This window comes from Bacillus sp. TH13 (genome assembly GCF_016651175.1).
GTDB lineage: Bacteria > Bacillota > Bacilli > Bacillales > Bacillaceae_G > Bacillus_A > Bacillus_A thuringiensis_S.
The window spans coordinates 2662314-2680022 of sequence record NZ_JAEKEJ010000025.1 but is presented as its reverse complement, the minus strand read 5'-3'; the positions used below and the strand labels follow the sequence as shown (position 1 = coordinate 2680022).

Here is a 17709-nt window from a genome sequence, read left to right as displayed (position 1 = left end):
TTATCCATAAGCCCTTTAGATTCCTTCTTTAATCAGATTATCTTAAGCTTATACTATGTTTCTCAACCTATTGAAATGATACGCCTGATGGCCCCATCATTAACATTATGAAGCAATTAGTTTAGCACGTTTTTACCGCATTTGTATACATTTCTAAAAAGTACATAAAGTGAAACTTTAATTAGTGGGGGTTTTGTTCATCCACCACTAATTATTAGCCCACACCAATCGGGCTTTTACGGGCAGCCCGACTCCACCTAAATTCTTTGCTTTCACTAAATTTTGAGGTGGGGATCTTACTGCCCGTTAATGCGGGATAAATGATTGCTTTAGGTTACTATATTCCATTGTAACCGTTCTTCTAAAAATTTTACACCTTTTCTATATTTGCACCTGAGTAATAATAGAAAAAGACAACTATATAGTTGTCTTTTTCTATTATTAATGATGTCCACCATGATTTCCTGCTTTCGGTTTCCCCATCATCTCTTTATTCATTTCCCATTTATGCTCTGCTAGCTCTTTATACGAAAGAACTTTCCCCTTATAGTTAGATACAAAGCTCTCTGCATCTTTTTTATTTTTAAATGAAATGACATTATAAGCCATCGGTGTCGTTATTGTTTTATCATATACGTAAGTAGCGTCTTCTAACGAAATCCAATCTTTCGAATCATAATCTCGAACAAATTTCTCTTTCGTCTTTTCATCTGAGTTGATCTCCATCCATTTATACATACAACCGATATCATCAAACTTTAACGCTTTTCCATTTTCTAAAATAATTTCTGTTGCAAATTGATTATCTGTTACCCCAATTTGACAAATATCACATTTATCATGTTTCTCATCAATGGCAACAGCTGCTGTTTCCTTTTTCCCACACCCGACTACTGTAAATATGAAACATAAACATATAGCAAGTACAACATATTTTACTTTCATCAATATTCCTCCCTAGAAACCGTATACTTCACGAAAAGAATACCAAAAGGTTGTGTGAGATTTGTGAAAAAACAATGTGCTTTTTGTAATATAGGAAACAAAAAAAGATGTGTAGTTATTTCTACACATCTCTCATCACTCGCAGCCTGTAATTAACAAATCATCTTCTAACTTAACTAATAATGTATCCGCACTAATTTCCTGTCCAACTTCTACATTTACCAATCTTATATTTCCACTAATCCCGACTGCAATTTTTTTTAGCTCACCGTCATTTTTTCGGATCATCAGTAATTTTTCCCATTCATATACGTAAGAAGATTCATTAATAAAAATCTCCTCTACTTTTCCTTCATAAGAGCTATAAATCTCTTCAATTCTCGTTTTCATATAACATCTACTCCCTATTTCACACTTCACTATTTTCATCTTATTCTACCATTCTTACGAGGAGCAGCTTACTTTTTAAAAATTCAAATTAACTACCGTGAACAAAATGAACAAAATAAAAATTATGCTTCTAATGATGTTATTTTTCAAATTATTTACCATTTGAATAGATGCTTTTATTATAAATAAAAAACCTTTTTCTGAATTTTTATTCTATTTTGAAAGCGCAATCATTCTTTTGAGGGGGAAATTACATGTTAGCACTACTTGGATTTGCGATGGTATTTGTCTTTATGTTTTTAATTATGACGAAACGTATTTCAGCGCTAGTAGCATTAATATTAATTCCGAGTGTTTTTGCATTAATTGGCGGATTCTATGCCAATATGGGGCCTATGATGTTAGAGGGAATTCAAAAATTAGCACCTACTGGTATTATGCTTATGTTCGCTATTTTATATTTTGGGATTATGATTGATAGCGGTTTATTCGATCCTGTCATTAGTAAGATTTTAAAATTTGTAAAAGGAGATCCTTTAAAAATCGTTGTCGGAACGGCTATATTGACTATTATCGTTTCTCTAGATGGTGACGGTACAACAACATACATGATTACAGTTTCCGCAATGTATCCACTATATAAGCGCCTTGGAATGAACCCCCTCATATTAGCTGGAGTTGTTATGTTAGGGGCGGGGGTAACAAATCTTACACCTTGGGGTGGACCCACAGCTCGTGTTATGAGCGCACTTGGACTTGATGCTTCCGAATTATTTACACCTCTTATTCCAGGAATGATTACTGGTGCAATTTGGGTTGTTTTCGTTGCCTACTATCTTGGAAAAAAAGAAAGAAAACGTTTAGGAATTATGGATGTACAGTATTTAAAACAAATGCAAACAATGGATGAGCAAGCTGCAACTGTCGAAGCCGCAGTACATAAACGTCCTAAACTTCTATGGATTAACTTTTTATTAACCGCTACATTACTTGTCTGTCTCATACTAGAAGTTATGCCGTTACCTGTTTTATTTACAGTCGCTTTTGCTATTGCTGTTATGATTAACTATCCAAACTTAGAACAACAGAAAGAACGTATTGCTTCTCATGCAGGGAATGTATTAGCAGTTGTTTCTCTCGTATTTGCTGCCGGTATTTTCACTGGTATTTTATCCGGAACAAAAATGGTAGATGCGATGGCTAACAGTGTAGTAACTCTTATACCAGATGCACTTGGACCACAATTGCCAATTATTACAGCTCTTCTTAGTATGCCATTCACATTTTTCATGTCCAATGATGCATTTTACTTTGGGGTATTACCTATTTTAACGAAGGCTGCTGCTACTTACGGAATTAGTGCAGCTGAAATGGGACGTGCTTCCTTACTTGGGCAACCCGTTCACTTATTAAGTCCTCTTGTCGCTTCCACTTATTTATTGGTCGGAATGGCCAAAGTTGATTTCGGTGAACATCAACGCTTCACTTTATTGTGGGCCGTTGGAACGACAATGGTGATGTTGATTACTGGAATTGTAATTGGGATTATTCCAATATAAATAGCACATAAATAAATTTATGTGCTATTTCAGAGTGTTGGGAAACCCTTTAGGGTTCCCCACACTCTGGAATCATTTTGATTTTAGCGAATAAAAACAACATAAAATAATAGAGTTTCAAAAAAATAGCCCTCCACCAGACCTTTTTTGGTCAGATGGAGGGCTATTTTTTTCATGTTTTGACAAGTTGCGGTAAGATAAGCCTGCATTTGGACAGACTTCAGCCCCCGAAATCGAGCATATCGATAGCCATGTAGTTCTTTGGCGTCCGCAAAGCTTCGCTCTATAGTTGAACAGCGTACTTTGTACAACTTTTTCCCTGTAACTGTTAGTTTGTTTTTTCTAGCGATATCCTTATATTTCTCCCATATATGATGAGTGATAACTTTTTGTTTTTGTTTCTTTGAAAAACATACCTCACGTAGCGGACAAACAGCGCAGTCTTCTGGGTTGGATTTATAGTGACGATATCCTTCACGATCCGTTGTCGCATACTCTAAAATACACCCCATCGGACAAGCAAATGCATTCATTTCTTCTACATATTTAAATTGGCTTTTTGGTACTTCTTTATTTCGTTTTCCAAATCGACGATACCCCATCACCATAAATATATTTCTCTCCGATAATTTCTTACAGATATACCCTGTAAAATAGCCTGCATCAAGAGCTACAGCTTCCACTTTAAATCCGAATTTATCAATTTGAGCTTGTAGACGTGCTAAATATGGCTCGGAATCTGCCATATTTCCAGCCGTTACATAAGTATCTGTAATAATATTGTACTTCGCATCAGTCGTACGATGGTCTAAGAAATGAAAACCGTTCGGTTTTCCATCTCTCATTAAAAATCCACTATCTGGATCCGTAGTACTTATACGAGTTTTTTTAGTGGGAGTATCACTTTCCTTTCTAGGTTTTAATTCTTTTTTTCGTGTACCTCACGATCTTCAATTACCGCAGCTTCTAGTTCATCTATATAAAACTTTGCCTTTTCTTTTTTATATTTATGTACAAACTTATTTTTATTAGCATTGGCCTTAATGTGCGTAGAATCTGTCATCAGCGCACGTCCTCCCACCATCCGGTGCTCTGTCGCTTGCCTCACGATCTCATCAAAAATTTCTTCGAAAATATTTGTATGAATAAAGCGAGTACGACGATTCCAACTGATTGTAGAATGATCTGGAATAGTATCTGATAGAGAAAACCCTAAAAACCAACGGTAGGCGATATTCGTTTTAATCTCTTTTTCCAATTGACGCTCCGAACGAATACCGTAAAAATATCCAATAAACATCATTTTAAATAAAACGATAGGATGGATTGACGGACGTCCATTGTTTTCACAGTAATAAGGGCGTAACTTCTCTTCAATAAAATCAAAACTAATTGTCGCTTCGATCGCACGAAGGAAATGATCTTGTGGAACCAACTCTTCTACAGAAACAGATACACGTTCATCACGATGATTTTTTAAAGCACCCATCATAAAAAATCTCTCCTTTACCTCTTTTTATCAGTGTTGACACATAAAAAGAGGTTCAGACACAAAAACAGGCTGTGGAGAAGACTTTCTCCACAGCCTGAAATAGCACATAAATAAATTTATGTGCTATTTATAAAACTCACCAATCTTTCTTTGTTAAGAGTACATATTCCCGATCCGCCAATATTAATTGCAAGGGAGAAACTAAATCTTTAAAATTCAATTCACTATAGTTAGATACAGGATTATTTTCTTCTCCATACCAAGCCGTATAAAATTCAAGTGTAAATAACTCATCCTTCATATCTTGAATATAATTAAAAAGTAACTGTAAACATTTCAAATTCGTTTCGCAACCATTTTTAAATTGTCCTCCTTCTGGAGTAATGGAAACACAAAAAGGATTTCGCAAATGACTAGGTATCTCTGTTTTTTTTATCTCTCTTACAACAATTGCAGCAAAGTCTAATTCTGATCCTAAGAAAGCCTTATCCCTTTCCACTCTCTTTGTTTCTTTTCTACCAAATATCCCTATAGGCAACCTCTTTTTTGCAGCAAGAAAATAACGTTGAGTCATAATATATTCCCTTCCAAAAAGAACGTAACTTCAGTAAGCTACGTTCTTTTTTATTAAATATATTTTGCAATTACTAAAGCATTAAGAAAAGTCTTATACTCTTCATTAGTCAATACACATTCCGCTTGATTAATCCCTTTAAGTACTAATAATTCATTAAGTAATTGTTTTGAGTTTCCCTGAATTGTAAAATTAGAAATAAACCTTTTATCGATTGATTCAATAATAATCACAATTTCCCTGCCTTCTTTAATTAACTGCTGTTTTTCCGAATCAGTAATTTTTGAATCATTCATAATCTCATTTTCAATAAAATCTCTATTATTTTTTCCTCTGTTGATAATAAACCCCTTAAGATTTTTTCATCATTAATACCGAACACACACTCAATAGTTTTATAGTTAATATAAGGGTCTAGCATAAGGTTCACAAGTTCTTCTTTTCTTATTAAAATAGCTTTATATTTAAAGGTTATAAGCTTTCTAACCTCATTTATAGAATGTTTATATGGCAATTGTGATTTTAAAAACTGTTCGTGTAATTTCTTTAAGCCCATATTACTTCTTCACTCCAGTTCTAAAAAAATGAATGCCCACCTACTCTTTTATTATGAGCGTCCTGTGCATGAAAATGATAAAAATAACTACCTCCATTCCCATGAACCTCCGCTTTAGTAGGAGTATACTTACCTGCTTTATTCGCCACTGTCCAAGCTAAAGAATTGCTTCTAGACCAAATATCGCCCCCTGCTCTTAAATGCGCCGCTGCTCGTGACTGAGAAACACTATTACCAATCCATAATTTGCCACTTCTTAATTTTGCCATATAATGATAAGGATCACTTCGCTTCAATCGACTAATAACCTTAGTTGCTACATAATATGTTACACCTGCTATAACCATTGCTGCTGAAATTGCAATTAAATGTGATACTAGAGCCCCTCCTAAAACAACAGCTATGGGTAAAACTACTGCCGAGGCTTTTGTTTTAGTATTATCGACTACATATTGTTCACCCGTTTCTATATCCGTAAAAGTCGCAATAAAAACATCCTCTGTAGCCTCTGAAATTTCTACCTTATATTCTTTTTTCACTTCATTATTTGTGTCAGCATTTTCAGTTGAAATAACCGTTATAGTGTCTTCTTCTTTATTTAGTGCGGCATTTATATTCAATTCGTTATCTTCAACCTCTAGATTAGTCTCGATAATCGCGATTTCATCATTATCTTTTACAATTTCTATATCTTCTTTAAAATCTTCAGATAACTGTATTTCTCCATTTTCATCTAAAATATAATTGTAACTTTCTCCACTCACTTCTTCAGCTTGTACAATATCGACACGAGGCAAGGTACTTACAATTAAAATTAAAATTAAAAAAGATGAAATATATTTTTTGAAATTCATTCTACTTTTCCTCATAAAACAACCTCACTCCCCCATATTTTTTAATCTTCTAATCTTAAAATTCCATACCCATACTCATTATCATATCCAGTTCTCCCTGCATCTACTGACAATTTTTTCAATAAATCTTTTACTGCATCTACCTTTCCTTCTTTAATAGAATCATTGTAGTGTTCTTCCTCACTTATTACTTTAGCAATAATTCCTGTAACATAGGCAGTTGCAAAAGATGTACCACTATAACGCTCGTACCCTCCTAGATTATTTGTAGATAAAATATTTACCCCTGGGGCTGTAAAATCGATTTTTCCAGTGGAAGAAAAAGAAGCCCTTTGTAAATTGGAATCAATTGCTCCAACCGATATTACATTTGCAAACTTAGCTGGATATTCTACCTTAGAAATATAATTATTTCCTGCTGCTACAATTATTATATTTTTTTGAATTGCTTTATCTATAGTCCCCCTCAGCTCCAAATTATTCGCCCCTAAACCAAAGCTAATATTGACAATATCCATTTCATTATTAATACACCATTCAATCCCTCTTATTAAGCTACCAATATCACCTTCTCCAGAATCAGATAAAACCTTCACTGAAAAAATATCCGATTCTGGAGAAATACCGACTACCCCTTTATCATTATCTTTGGCTGCAATTATTCCTGCTATAGCTGTTCCATGTCCCAAATTATCCACAATGGGCTCATCCACATTTATAGCATTGTACTCCCCTTTTATTTTCCCTACTAAATCAGGATGGTTTTTGCTAATCCCACTGTCCAAAATTGCAATTTTCACTCTGTTACTTTCTTTAATATGTGTTAATCCATTTTCCCATGAATTTTCTTTTTGCTCTAAAAACTTCTTTTCATCTAAATTTTTTTCATATTTTTGGTTCTTCAATTGTGAAAAGATATACACTATCCCTGATAAAAATAAGAGTATTATTATATATTTTTTCATTATTATCCCTTCTCCTATTTCAATTTATTATCATAACCTCCTTACTTTTCTGAATTTTCAAAAAAATAAAATCACACCTCCTCATACATAAAATGTTTATTTGTTTAAAATTTACCATATTTTACATTGTTATTCAAGACGAAAATTATACATATATATTATTTAATTAATAATAAACATAGTTAATTAAACCTAAAAATTATATTGTTATACTAACCCCTTCTACTTCATAACTAAATTGTGAAGTAGAAGGGGGATCTAAAAATTAAATACCTTATCATCTATAAATTTATTTCATCATACTTTATAAAATAAAAAATTCAAAAACCATTAATTTTAATCTTAAACACAGTCTTTGATATATACTTATTAAAACCTTATATTAAATTATTGATACCTCTTTATTTTTTTACTACTTCAAGAAAATACCGTCTCTCCGGTCTCCCCACACTCCCATATATTAGCTCTGCATGAACTTTCTTCCCAGATATTAAATACTCTAAATAACGCCTTGCAGTTGATCGGCTTACGCCTACCATTGAACTTAGCACCTCTGCTGTAATCCCTTCTTCATTAACTGTTAACATATGCTTTTTTATTTTCGCTAAAGTTAAAGGATCTATCCCTTTCGGGGCATATTCTATTTGATCTCCCTTCACGCCTCTTTGAGACCATAAATATTCAATTTGTTCTGTAGATAATTGATTGTTTTTCTTTAACTGTATAATCTTTTTTTGATAGCCTTCCAGACTTGCTTTAAATCGGTCAAACATTAGTGGCTTTACGATATAATCTGTTACTCCGCCCCGCAGGGCGTGCCTCACTACATCTGTTTCCGATGCTGCTGTAATCATAATAATATCTGTATCGTGCAAATGATGCCTAATATATGTGACAAGTTCCGTTCCTTGCATATCAGGTAAGTACACATCTAATAAAACAAGCTGTGGCTTCACAAGCTCTAGCCATTCTTTCGCTTGTTCTCCAGTCGTTGCCGTTCCAATTACTTTAAATCCCTCAATTTTTTCAGTAAAACGACGATGAATGTCCGCAATCCGAATATCATCTTCTACAATTAATACTTCAATCTCCTCACCCATTACTATTCGCCTCTCTCTTTTGGTAGTGCAATAATAAATAACGCACCACCTAAATCCCCTTTTTCGATTGCAATACTTCCATTTAAATCTTCTACTAACTCTTTCACTTTTGCTAATCCATATCCTCGCTTTGCTCCTTCTTTCGTCGAAAAACCTTTATAGAATATGTTAGTAATTATTTCATCATGAATCCCTTGCCCTGCATCTTCCACTTCAATTAATATTTCTTCTCCAATATCAGTTACAAACATTCTTACTTTCTTATCATCCTCTTGATTTCCTTCAATTGCTTCAAATGCATTCGTAATTAAGTTTCCTAAAATAGAAACGACATAATTACTCTCAATGTGTGGACTTAATTTCTCTAAACTACTTTCTCGATCTAGCATAAAATCAATCTTCAATTCTCGTGCTCTATTATAAAATCCAATTAAAATTCCACCTAACCACGGATTTTGAATTCGCTTCATAATAAATTGAACAAAATCTTGATATACTGCTGTTTCCTTATGAATAAGCTCTAAAGCATCTTCATATGATTCTAATTGGATAAGACCCGAAAGCGTATACAATAAATTGTTATATTCATGCGTTTGCGCTCGTAATGCCTCTGTATATTGCTTCGTCTGAGATAATTCTGCTGTTAACTGATCCATTTCAGATTTCAAACGTAAGCTCGATACAACGCCAGTTACTTTATTCTTTACTTTAATAGGTAGACGGTTCGCAATAACAGCCTGTCCTTTTATATTTAATTGGCGATCAAACTGTTCTTCACCAGTTTGAAGTACATCTAGTATCGTTGAATTAGGAATTACATTTAAAATAAATTCCCCAATAATATTTTGTTGTTTATTTAGCGAAAGAATATCATAAGCTGCTTGATTGACTAAACTAATCATGCCATTTTTATCGATTACAATAATCCCTTCACGTACAGATTGAATCACTGTACTATGCTCTTCATATAAAGATGAAATTTCTTCTGGTTCCATCCCGAACATCATTCTTTTTATACTTGCCGCTAAATATATAGAGCCGATTATCCCAATTAAAAGACCTATTATTGTAATCCAAAATACCCGCTTTCCATACACTTCTACTGCTCCATGAATATCAGCCATTGAAAACCCAACAGACACCACGCCAATAATTTCATTTTCCTGGTTACGGACTGGGACTTTCCCACGCAATGAAGGGCCTAATGATCCATTAGCTTTCGAAACATAAGATTTCCCTTCTAATAAAACGCCTTTATTATCTCCACCAACCATTTTTTCTCCTATTTTATCTTGCTCAGGATGCGCATAACGAATCCCCTCTTTATTTCCAACTACAATAAAGTCAGCTTCTGTATCAATTCGAATTTTTTCTGCGATTGGCTGAATAATAGAAGCTGGATTTTCTTTTTGAAAAGCTTCCTGAATTTCTGGTATAGCGGCAACTGTTTTCGCAACATGCAAAGCTCTTTTCCCAATTTGCTCTTCTACTGTTTCAGATAATATGTAATAAAATAAATAACTCGTTAGCATAAGTACAACAAGAATAAGTGTACTAATAGTTAATGTAATTCTCGGTTGTAGTTTTAATTTTTTCAATTTCAAAACCATTCCCCTAACATAATTAAAGATAGAATTTAAAGAAAATACAGTTTTTTATTATCATAACACGCTTACTATATATTTCTTTCTTTTTTATCTTCATAAAAAAGAAACGAAGCATAAGCACTACTTCGTTTCTTAACAGTTTATTATTATATTTTAAACTTACCAATCATCTCTTGTAATTCCTCTGCCATTTGTGATAAATGGACTGCTGCTGCATTTATTTCATCTACTGAAGCTAATTGTTCCTCTGAGGAACCAGCAATATTTTGAACACTTGCTGCATTTTCTTCAATCGTAGCTGCAATTTCATTAATAGATGCACTTACTTGCTTTGCATCTACCGTCATTTGTTTTGCTACATCTACCATGCTATCAATTTGTACAACTGTATCATTTGTAGACTTCAATATTTCGGCAAAGCTTTGCTTCGTTTCATTTGCAACTACAAGTCCTGATTGTACTTCTGCTCCAACTTGATTCATAGAGCTTACTGTTTCTTTTATATCAAATTGAATCTCTTTCACTAGTTTTCCAATTTCCGTAGAAGACTGTCCTGATTGTTCTGCTAGCTTTCGCACTTCATCTGCTACAATTGCAAATCCTCTTCCTTGCTCTCCAGCTCTCGCAGCCTCAATTGCCGCATTTAACGCTAATAAATTTGTCTGTTCTGCAATATGTTGAATCACTTCAAGAATTGCTCCAATTTGTTTCGACTTATCGTCTAACAAACCAATGATTTTGTCTGACTGTGAAACAGAATCATGAATTAATTGCATTTGATTCACATTTTTTTCAACTAACTTCCCACCATTTTCAGCTTTTTTCTTCGTATACATAGAGGCTGTAGATACTAATGAAGAACTATCTGCAACACGCTGAATTCCTTCTGTAACTTCTTCTAACAATGTTGCTCCTTCTTCAACTTCTTTCGTTTGTATTTCTGCACCACTCGATACTTGCTCTATCGCCTGTGTAATTTGTTCCGTTGCTTCGCTTGTCTGCTTCATACTAGCTGTTAATTCTTCTGAAGATGCTGCTACATGACTTGCTGAAATGTTTATATTGGAAATGACACTATGTAACGATGTAGCCATCTCGTTAAAGCTTTCTCCTAGCTGTCCAATTTCATCTTTAGAATGAACTGTAATTGATTCTGTTAAATCGCCTTCACTAATCTTCTTCGATGATATAACAAGTTGTTTTAACGGTTTAATAATAGACGCAATAATGAAGTAAATTACAATCCCACCGATTATTAACGAAATTCCAAGAACAGTTATTGTTTTATAGAAAATAGGTTCAGCCGCTTCGATAATTTCTTTGGAAGGCATAATTCCTGCTATTTTCCATCCAGTTTTCTTATTCGTTTTAAAAGTGATATTACGATCTTCACCATCTAATGAATAATGAACATCCCCAGCTTCCTGTTTATACAATTCTTTACTAAGTTTCTCTTCTAATTTCTCTCCTGGCTTCATTTTCGGGTGCGCTACTACATTTTTATCTTGATCAAATATTGCTACATATCCTTCCTTACCGATATTAACCATCTTGGAAGTAGTAACAATATCATTAATGATTAAGTCAATCCCAAGAACGCCACTTTTATCCTCATTTTGTTTTGCTAGTGTAATAACAATATTCCCTGTCGTTTTTGACTTATATGGAGCAGTTACAATTACTTCTCCGCTTTTCTTCACTGCCTCTTTATACCAATCTCTTTCTGTAGGATTATATCCATCTGGCATCTGAATAGCTGGTGATTGAATAAACTGTCCATTACTAGATCCTGTATAGATTGCTTCCATTTCTGGATGCAGTTTATTGTATTCTTCTAGTTTATTTTGTATGTTTTGAATTTGATCTGCTTGGTAACTTGATTGTGTGAATAATTTTGTAAAATAAGTTGCATCTATTTTTTTACTATCCAATTCTTTATTAATTACATTATCCAAAATTTTTATATTATCTTTCGCCGAGTTTAAAATCGTTTCATTAAAATTCGTCTTCGCCTGTTGATAAGACGTCCAACCAATTACAATACTTGGAAGAATTAAAATAATAATAAATGATACAAGTAACTTTGTTTTTAAACTACTACTCCTTAATTTCCCTTGAAACATACTTCTACCCCTCCATACCGTTTTAAATGTAATTAATTAACATTTAATCTTTCTATAAAAATAATACGATTTAAATGTATCGATGAGACTCTCTATCTTTTTCTACATCATAAAGAATTGATACATATCTTTTTCATTCTATATAAATTAAATAATTAAAACAATGTATAAAAATGTATATTATTCGAAATATTATAATTCACAGAAGAACCTCTAGTATTTCACTTACTAGAGGTTCTTTCCACCTTACTATTCTTTATCTTTTTCTACTTCTTTTTTCTCATCTTCTACTACAGATACAACAGGTTTATCGCTTGATAATTGTTGTACCGCTCCTTTTCCTGCAAATCCTTCTAATAGCTCTTTTAAGTCAATGCCAGAAGAAGCTTTTAACGTTTCTTGCATCGTTGCCATTAAATCAGTCGCATAACCCGCAACTTTTCCGGCCCCGCTATTTTTACCACCGCCGCCTGTATCGACAACTGTGATTTTATCAATATTACTAAGCGGACTTGCAAGTTCCTTCGCATAACTTGGAAGCATTTTAAGAACCATATCCATAATTGCCGCTTGACCATATAATTCAAATGCTTCTGCGATTTTTTGTTTCGCTTCTGCTTCTGCTAAACCTTTTAATCTAATAACATCTGCCTCTGCTGTACCTTGCGCTTTTTGTACTTCCGCTTTCGCTTGACCTTGTGCTTTTTCAATTTCCGCCTTCGCTAAACCTTCTACACGTACTTCTTCTGCACGTGCTCTCGCTTCTGCTTCAATCTTATATTGATCCGCATCGGCTTTTTTAATTTGTTTTACTTTTTCTGCTTCCGCTGATTGCTCAACAGCATAGCGATCTGCATCGGCTTTTTTCTTAACTTCTGCATCATATTGCTTTTCACGACGCGCAATCTCTTTTTCTTCTAATTCAATTTGTTTCTCACGCTCAATGATTTTAACGCGCATTTGCTCTTCTGTAACACCTTGTTGTGCTTTCGCTTGTTGTAATTCGTAAGAAAGATCCGCATCTGCACGTGCTTGCTCTTGTTCCCTTTTATAGGACTGTACTTTTAATTCTTTATGTTTTTCAGCTTCAGCGATCTGTGCATCACGTTGATATTCTGCTTCTTTTGCTTCTTTTTCAGCACGTGCTTTTTCAATACGTGCTTCTTTTTCACGCTCTGCGTTCGCAATTGTTGCATCACGCTTAACTGTTGCAATTTGCGGCTGACCAAGCGCATCTAAGTATCCGTTTTTATCCATTATTTCTTTAATTGTGAAGGAAACAATGCGAAGTCCCATCTTCTTTAAATCTGTAGAAGCTACTTCATGTACCTTTTGAGCAAATTGCTCTCTATTACTATACGCATCTTCTACTGTCATAGAAGATAAGATAGCACGGAGATGCCCTTCTAAAACTTCTTTTGCTTCTATTTTTAACTCTTCTGTTTCTTTTCCTAAATATTGTTCAGCCGCTGTGGAAACCTCTTCAATTGTTGATCCCACTTTAATAATAGAAACACCGTTTACTGTGATCGGTACACCTTGTTTCGTATACGTATCACGTGTACCAACTTCTAATTTATAATTTAATAAGCTTAAAGGCTCTGCTCTTTGCATAATTGGAACTACGAAAGTACCGCCCCCGCGAATAATCTTAATCTTCTTTCCATCATCAGTGGTAACAACATTCTTTCCACCACCAAGCCAGTTCCCTGTAACAATTAACGCTTCATCTGGACCAACCGTACGATACTTCGTAATAAATACTAAAATGAGTAGAATTAAAATTGCGAGTAAAACTCCACCGATAATTAATGGAATCGTCATGCAAATTCCCCCTTATAATTTTGGTTTCTTTAAAGAATAAGCGATGTTTTGTACAAGTAAAACACCATCTTGGACTCCCTCGATAATAACCTCTGTTCCTTGCGAAATATCTTTTTTTCCAACTGTTTTAGCTGGGATTGCATTACTTCCAAATTGGGATGAAATTAATACTTCACCAAATCCTTCTGTAGGAATTGTCGTAATGACTTCTCCTTTGCAACCGATAAATTCACCCATACGTTGCACCGTGTTTTGTTCTGCTTCTGCAATCGGTTTTAAAATTAGTATTTTCATGATGAAAACACCGATAAAAGATATAGCAAATGCAGACCCGAAAATAAGAATACTATTAAAGGAAAATAAATATTCTCCTATATAACTAAGTCCACATAACATGGCGAAAAAACTAAGTAATAAAGTAACAACGGATACAGATCCGCCTCCAAAACTAAATATGGATTCAAATATATCTCCAAAAAAGATATAAATTACAGTGAGTATAGTAGCAATAATAAATCCATATAAATAAATTGTTTCAAGTGGATAACCAAACAAGACCATTTCTTATCCCCCTTTCTTAAACAATCCCTTTTTTGTTATGTGTATGCCCCACCTCTTTCAAAGATTATCATTCTTAATTTTCAGTTATTTGACCTTTAAAGAAAAGCCTGTAAGACAGGCCTCTAAAAAAGAACAGGAGAAACCTATTGTGACAGGCTCCTCCTAGAAAATAACCGATATATTATATATCTATATAATATATTGTTTTCCACAAAAAGTAAAGTTAAACATACATTGGAAAAGTACTTATTTTACTGATAATTTGTAAGTTCCATCACCATTATCATATTTATATACATACAAGTAATACTTGCCTGGTTTTGCATTAAATTTTGCTTCTATATGATTCCCATTGGCTTGACCGTAAGCCGCATAATTTTGCATATCTGATTCATGGTGAAGTACCCATGTCATCCCAATTCCATACTCATTTAAAACAGAAATGTCGATATCTTTCGTTGATGCTACATTAAATGTATAAACATCAGTGTGGTCCCCGCCAATGAGACTGCCTTTTATCGTACTATTTAGCCCAATACGATTTGCTTCCTCTGGACTATTATTTGGCTCTGATTCTGTTAAACTTCCATCTTTAATCGTAACAGTTGTTTCGCTTCTGCTCTCTTTTCCTTTATCATCTTTTACTCTTAACGATACTTTATAAGAACCTTCTCTTTCATATACATGTACTGGATTCACTTCTGCACTTGTGCTTCCATCTCCAAATTCCCATAAATAAGAAACAATTTTTCCATCTTCATCGTTTGAGCCATCACTTTTAAATTGAATTCCCTCTTTTACAACTCCATTATAAGGTCCGTTTACATTAACCGTCGGAGCTTTATTTTCTCCATCATCTTTTGCGATTCCATGGAAGACTACATCATATTCAAATTCATTTGAGCTATTCACACGATAATTGACGAAGTATGCTGTAACAGTTTTGTAGCCACTCCATTCTTTTTGCGCCAATTGTTCTAAAGATTCATTTACTCTTTTACTCATTGCTTTCCAATCTTCTGATTCACCTTTTGTGACACTACCTGTATACGTACCTTCTAATGTAAATGTATTAAAGAATTGAGAATTATGTTTTGTCATTTTTGTATCTTTCATAGGCAACGTATCACTAATTTCTTTCTTCACCGCTGTTAATGACTTCGTTGCATGTTCAGCTAAATAATCATCAGCTACTTCTGGTACAGTGTATGTATCTTGATTATTAATTAATTGTTGCATATACTCTTGATACTCTTTATTTAACTTAGGATCTTTACTTAGATTTTCACGATATGCATCATAATTTTTCACGTCATTCGCACGAATTAAATCTTGAATTTTATCAAATGTTTCAAACTGATGCGTATATAAGTAAGACTGCAATGCGAACGAGTAATTATAGAAATCCCAAGAACCGTATTTAGCAAATAGTGTGCGCTCTGCAGTATAACGGCTTGCAGGATCAGATGATAATCCGCTAATTATACTCTTTCTTGGTACAACGTTATTCGTACGAGTAGAGCCTGCGAAAAACTCTGCATTTCCTTCTTGGAACCAAGTTAGCCTTTCATTTTGATACATATCTCCTCTTCCAAATAAACCAGGAACTTCATATCTCCCTTGCAGATAATGAGTAAATTCATGACGGAATAACTCTTCTAAACTATAAATACTTTGCTCTGGTGTACGCTCATATGTAAAGAATGTTCCTGTTTCTTCTATATAAATTCCACCGTTGTTTGTTTCATACCCATACAATTGTCTATTTAACTGATATTCATCTGGACTATTATAAATTACGATTGTTAACACATCATCCGCATTTCCTGGCTCTAACGCTTTGTCATTTCCAATTACACGGTGATACTGTGCCTTTACTTCCTTCGCAGCCCAATATAATCTCTTAATTTTTTCTTCTGATACCTTATCTCCTGTTTTGAACACAATTGATCCATCATCGAATGTATACGTTTTTGGTAAGTACTGCTCTTTTCCTTCTTTACGTATTTTCTCTAAGTCTACTGTATTCCCCCTATAATCTTTACCATTATAATTTGTTGTAATTTGTTCTACCGCAACAAAATACGGTTCACTTAAGCGCGGGTACATATGCATTGCTTGTGTAACAACCTCTAATCCTTTATTCGGATTGCTATGAAATTTCCCTAATCGGCTAGCAAAATAAATGCCATTATTAACGAGCCATTTATTTTCTGGCGTTACTTTATTTAGAAGAGCAATACGATTTATTTCATTAATAAACCCATCTACTTTTCCATACCACATCGTTTCATTCGCTTCTTTACGGGCCTCAACTAAATAAGACTGTATATCATAGTCAATCCCTTGCATCATATCGTATATTGCTTGTCCCTTCATTCGATCATTTACATAAGTAGTAAAATTATCATTGTATTGCTTTAAAATATTTGATGCGTATTGAACTGTTTCAACATCACTTGATGCATTACTAATTAATTTTCCGTATGCAGATACGACTGTATCTTGTTCATCTGTACCAAGCTTAAAGTTTGGATTTTTTGCGATTGCTTTTAAAGCAGGTAAACATTTATCCTGGAAGCTTCTTTCATTTAAGTCGCTTAATTCACTATTATAAAATGCAAGATAAAAAGCTGAACGCAACACTTCAGTAAACGTTTGAATTCCTTTTGAATCATCTTTCGTAAATGTACTACCTCTATGAGCTAATTCATCTATAATGACTTGCATTTTTCCTTTATCTTTATAAAAAGCCTTTGCATCTTCATTAAACTGGAATAAGTCTGTAATTTGGTGCCACTTAATACTACCTAACGTTTCAACTAATTCTTGATCATTCATTTTGTTTAAATCAGCCATTGAATAGCTTTCTTTAACTTGCTTTACTGCAGTTTTCTTCGTAATAGATGCTGGTCGCTGTGAAAAATCTCCTACTTTTAAACGTTCTTGAAATGATAAAGTTTCATCAACTTTTGAAATATGTCCAACTTCATCTACCGGCTTTTCAATTCCAACCGGTTTCGTTTTCAACACGTTATACGGTACTTTTTCTTCCGCTGCTGCATGAGTTTGAAGTGCCCCTAACGATAAAGCCATTGTACTAATGCTAAGCATCACTTTATTGATCTTTGATTTCTTGTTCATATCCTTGCCCCCTAT

The 17709-nt window shown here is 33.9% G+C and carries 15 protein-coding genes and 1 pseudogene; 1 reads left to right on the top strand and 15 read right to left on the bottom strand.

Annotated features, from left to right (window positions below):
- Window positions 1-441 precede the first annotated feature (441 nt).
- Both JFU02_RS22305 and JFU02_RS22300 read right to left on the bottom strand, forming a co-directional pair.
- Window positions 442-945, bottom strand: a complete 504-nt coding sequence (locus tag JFU02_RS22305) for a nitrous oxide reductase accessory protein NosL (protein ID WP_000865661.1) — start codon at window positions 943-945, stop codon at window positions 442-444.
- 135 nt (window positions 946-1080) lie between these two features.
- Window positions 1081-1335, bottom strand: coding sequence for a hypothetical protein (locus JFU02_RS22300; RefSeq protein ID WP_000857376.1), 255 nt, complete (start codon window positions 1333-1335; stop codon window positions 1081-1083).
- Between the two features lie 254 nt (window positions 1336-1589).
- Here JFU02_RS22300 and JFU02_RS22295 point away from each other — a divergent pair, with 254 nt between their 5' ends.
- Entirely contained in the window at window positions 1590-2894 is a 1305-nt protein-coding gene (locus JFU02_RS22295) for a CitMHS family transporter (protein ID WP_086406356.1), read from the top strand.
- Window positions 2895-2977: 83 nt separating this feature from the next.
- On the opposite strand, the gene JFU02_RS22290 is transcribed toward JFU02_RS22295, so the two are convergent.
- The 13 genes and pseudogenes from JFU02_RS22290 to colA all read right to left on the bottom strand — a co-directional run bounded on the left by JFU02_RS22290 (window position 2978) and on the right by colA (window position 17694).
- Window positions 2978-4386, bottom strand: a protein-coding gene (locus JFU02_RS22290; RefSeq protein ID WP_097821175.1) for an IS1182-like element ISBth7 family transposase whose coding sequence is annotated in 2 segments (ribosomal slippage) — window positions 2978-3828 and window positions 3828-4386 — 1410 coding nt in all. Because the reading frame shifts where the segments join, the coding sequence is not laid out codon by codon here.
- A 136-nt stretch (window positions 4387-4522) separates the two neighbouring features.
- Window positions 4523-4960, bottom strand: coding sequence for a hypothetical protein (locus JFU02_RS22285; protein ID WP_000194259.1), 438 nt, complete (start codon window positions 4958-4960; stop codon window positions 4523-4525).
- 53 nt (window positions 4961-5013) lie between these two features.
- Window positions 5014-5256, bottom strand: coding sequence for a hypothetical protein (locus JFU02_RS22280; RefSeq protein ID WP_061140043.1), 243 nt, complete (start codon window positions 5254-5256; stop codon window positions 5014-5016).
- A complete protein-coding gene (locus tag JFU02_RS22275) occupies window positions 5253-5516 on the bottom strand; it encodes a hypothetical protein (protein WP_201071663.1) in 264 nt (87 codons plus the stop codon). The genes JFU02_RS22280 and JFU02_RS22275 overlap by 4 nt, the downstream gene beginning before the upstream one ends.
- Window positions 5517-5536: 20 nt before the next feature.
- Window positions 5537-6370, bottom strand: a complete 834-nt coding sequence (locus tag JFU02_RS22270; protein WP_001009644.1) for an SAR2788 family putative toxin — start codon at window positions 6368-6370, stop codon at window positions 5537-5539.
- Window positions 6371-6411: 41 nt separating this feature from the next.
- Window positions 6412-7335, bottom strand: coding sequence for a S8 family peptidase (locus tag JFU02_RS22265; RefSeq protein WP_207193709.1), 924 nt, complete (start codon window positions 7333-7335; stop codon window positions 6412-6414).
- 401 nt (window positions 7336-7736) lie between these two features.
- A complete protein-coding gene (locus tag JFU02_RS22260; protein WP_000503460.1) occupies window positions 7737-8435 on the bottom strand; it encodes a response regulator in 699 nt (232 codons plus the stop codon).
- A gap of 2 nt (window positions 8436-8437) precedes the next feature.
- On the bottom strand, window positions 8438-10045 hold the full coding sequence (locus tag JFU02_RS22255) for an ATP-binding protein (RefSeq protein ID WP_201071661.1): 1608 nt from the start codon (window positions 10043-10045) through the stop codon (window positions 8438-8440).
- A gap of 143 nt (window positions 10046-10188) precedes the next feature.
- Complete coding sequence (locus tag JFU02_RS32815; protein ID WP_374213787.1) at window positions 10189-11049, bottom strand: methyl-accepting chemotaxis protein; 861 nt, start codon at window positions 11047-11049, stop codon at window positions 10189-10191.
- 81 nt (window positions 11050-11130) lie between these two features.
- Window positions 11131-12165, bottom strand: a pseudogene (locus tag JFU02_RS32810) (HAMP domain-containing protein); the annotation flags it as partial.
- Between the two features lie 249 nt (window positions 12166-12414).
- Complete coding sequence (locus JFU02_RS22245) at window positions 12415-13989, bottom strand: flotillin family protein (RefSeq protein ID WP_000154999.1); 1575 nt, start codon at window positions 13987-13989, stop codon at window positions 12415-12417.
- A gap of 12 nt (window positions 13990-14001) precedes the next feature.
- Window positions 14002-14550, bottom strand: a complete 549-nt coding sequence (locus JFU02_RS22240) for an NfeD family protein (protein WP_000242439.1) — start codon at window positions 14548-14550, stop codon at window positions 14002-14004.
- A 246-nt stretch (window positions 14551-14796) separates the two neighbouring features.
- On the bottom strand, window positions 14797-17694 hold the full coding sequence (gene colA, locus JFU02_RS22235; protein WP_061666986.1) for a collagenase ColA: 2898 nt from the start codon (window positions 17692-17694) through the stop codon (window positions 14797-14799).
- Between the last annotated feature and the right edge of the window lie 15 nt (window positions 17695-17709).

Excerpts from the sequence above, each read along its gene's own strand:
- JFU02_RS22300 (WP_000857376.1), bottom strand. The coding sequence starts at position 1,335 with ATGAAAACGAGAATTGAAGAGATTTATAGCTCTTATGAAGGAAAAGTA.
- JFU02_RS32815 (WP_374213787.1), bottom strand. The coding sequence starts at position 11,049 with ATGAAGCAGACAAGCGAAGCAACGGAACAAATTACACAGGCGATAGAG.
- colA (WP_061666986.1), bottom strand. The coding sequence starts at position 17,694 with ATGAACAAGAAATCAAAGATCAATAAAGTGATGCTTAGCATTAGTACA.
- JFU02_RS22255 (WP_201071661.1), bottom strand. The coding sequence starts at position 10,045 with ATGGTTTTGAAATTGAAAAAATTAAAACTACAACCGAGAATTACATTA.
- JFU02_RS22240 (WP_000242439.1), bottom strand. The coding sequence starts at position 14,550 with ATGGTCTTGTTTGGTTATCCACTTGAAACAATTTATTTATATGGATTT.
- JFU02_RS22285 (WP_000194259.1), bottom strand. The coding sequence starts at position 4,960 with ATGACTCAACGTTATTTTCTTGCTGCAAAAAAGAGGTTGCCTATAGGG.
- JFU02_RS22305 (WP_000865661.1), bottom strand. The coding sequence starts at position 945 with ATGAAAGTAAAATATGTTGTACTTGCTATATGTTTATGTTTCATATTT.
- JFU02_RS22275 (WP_201071663.1), bottom strand. The coding sequence starts at position 5,516 with ATGGGCTTAAAGAAATTACACGAACAGTTTTTAAAATCACAATTGCCA.
- JFU02_RS22280 (WP_061140043.1), bottom strand. The coding sequence starts at position 5,256 with ATGAATGATTCAAAAATTACTGATTCGGAAAAACAGCAGTTAATTAAA.
- JFU02_RS22270 (WP_001009644.1), bottom strand. The coding sequence starts at position 6,370 with ATGAATTTCAAAAAATATATTTCATCTTTTTTAATTTTAATTTTAATT.
- JFU02_RS22295 (WP_086406356.1), top strand. The coding sequence starts at position 1,590 with ATGTTAGCACTACTTGGATTTGCGATGGTATTTGTCTTTATGTTTTTA.
- JFU02_RS22245 (WP_000154999.1), bottom strand. The coding sequence starts at position 13,989 with ATGACGATTCCATTAATTATCGGTGGAGTTTTACTCGCAATTTTAATT.
- JFU02_RS22265 (WP_207193709.1), bottom strand. The coding sequence starts at position 7,335 with ATGAAAAAATATATAATAATACTCTTATTTTTATCAGGGATAGTGTAT.
- JFU02_RS22260 (WP_000503460.1), bottom strand. The coding sequence starts at position 8,435 with ATGGGTGAGGAGATTGAAGTATTAATTGTAGAAGATGATATTCGGATT.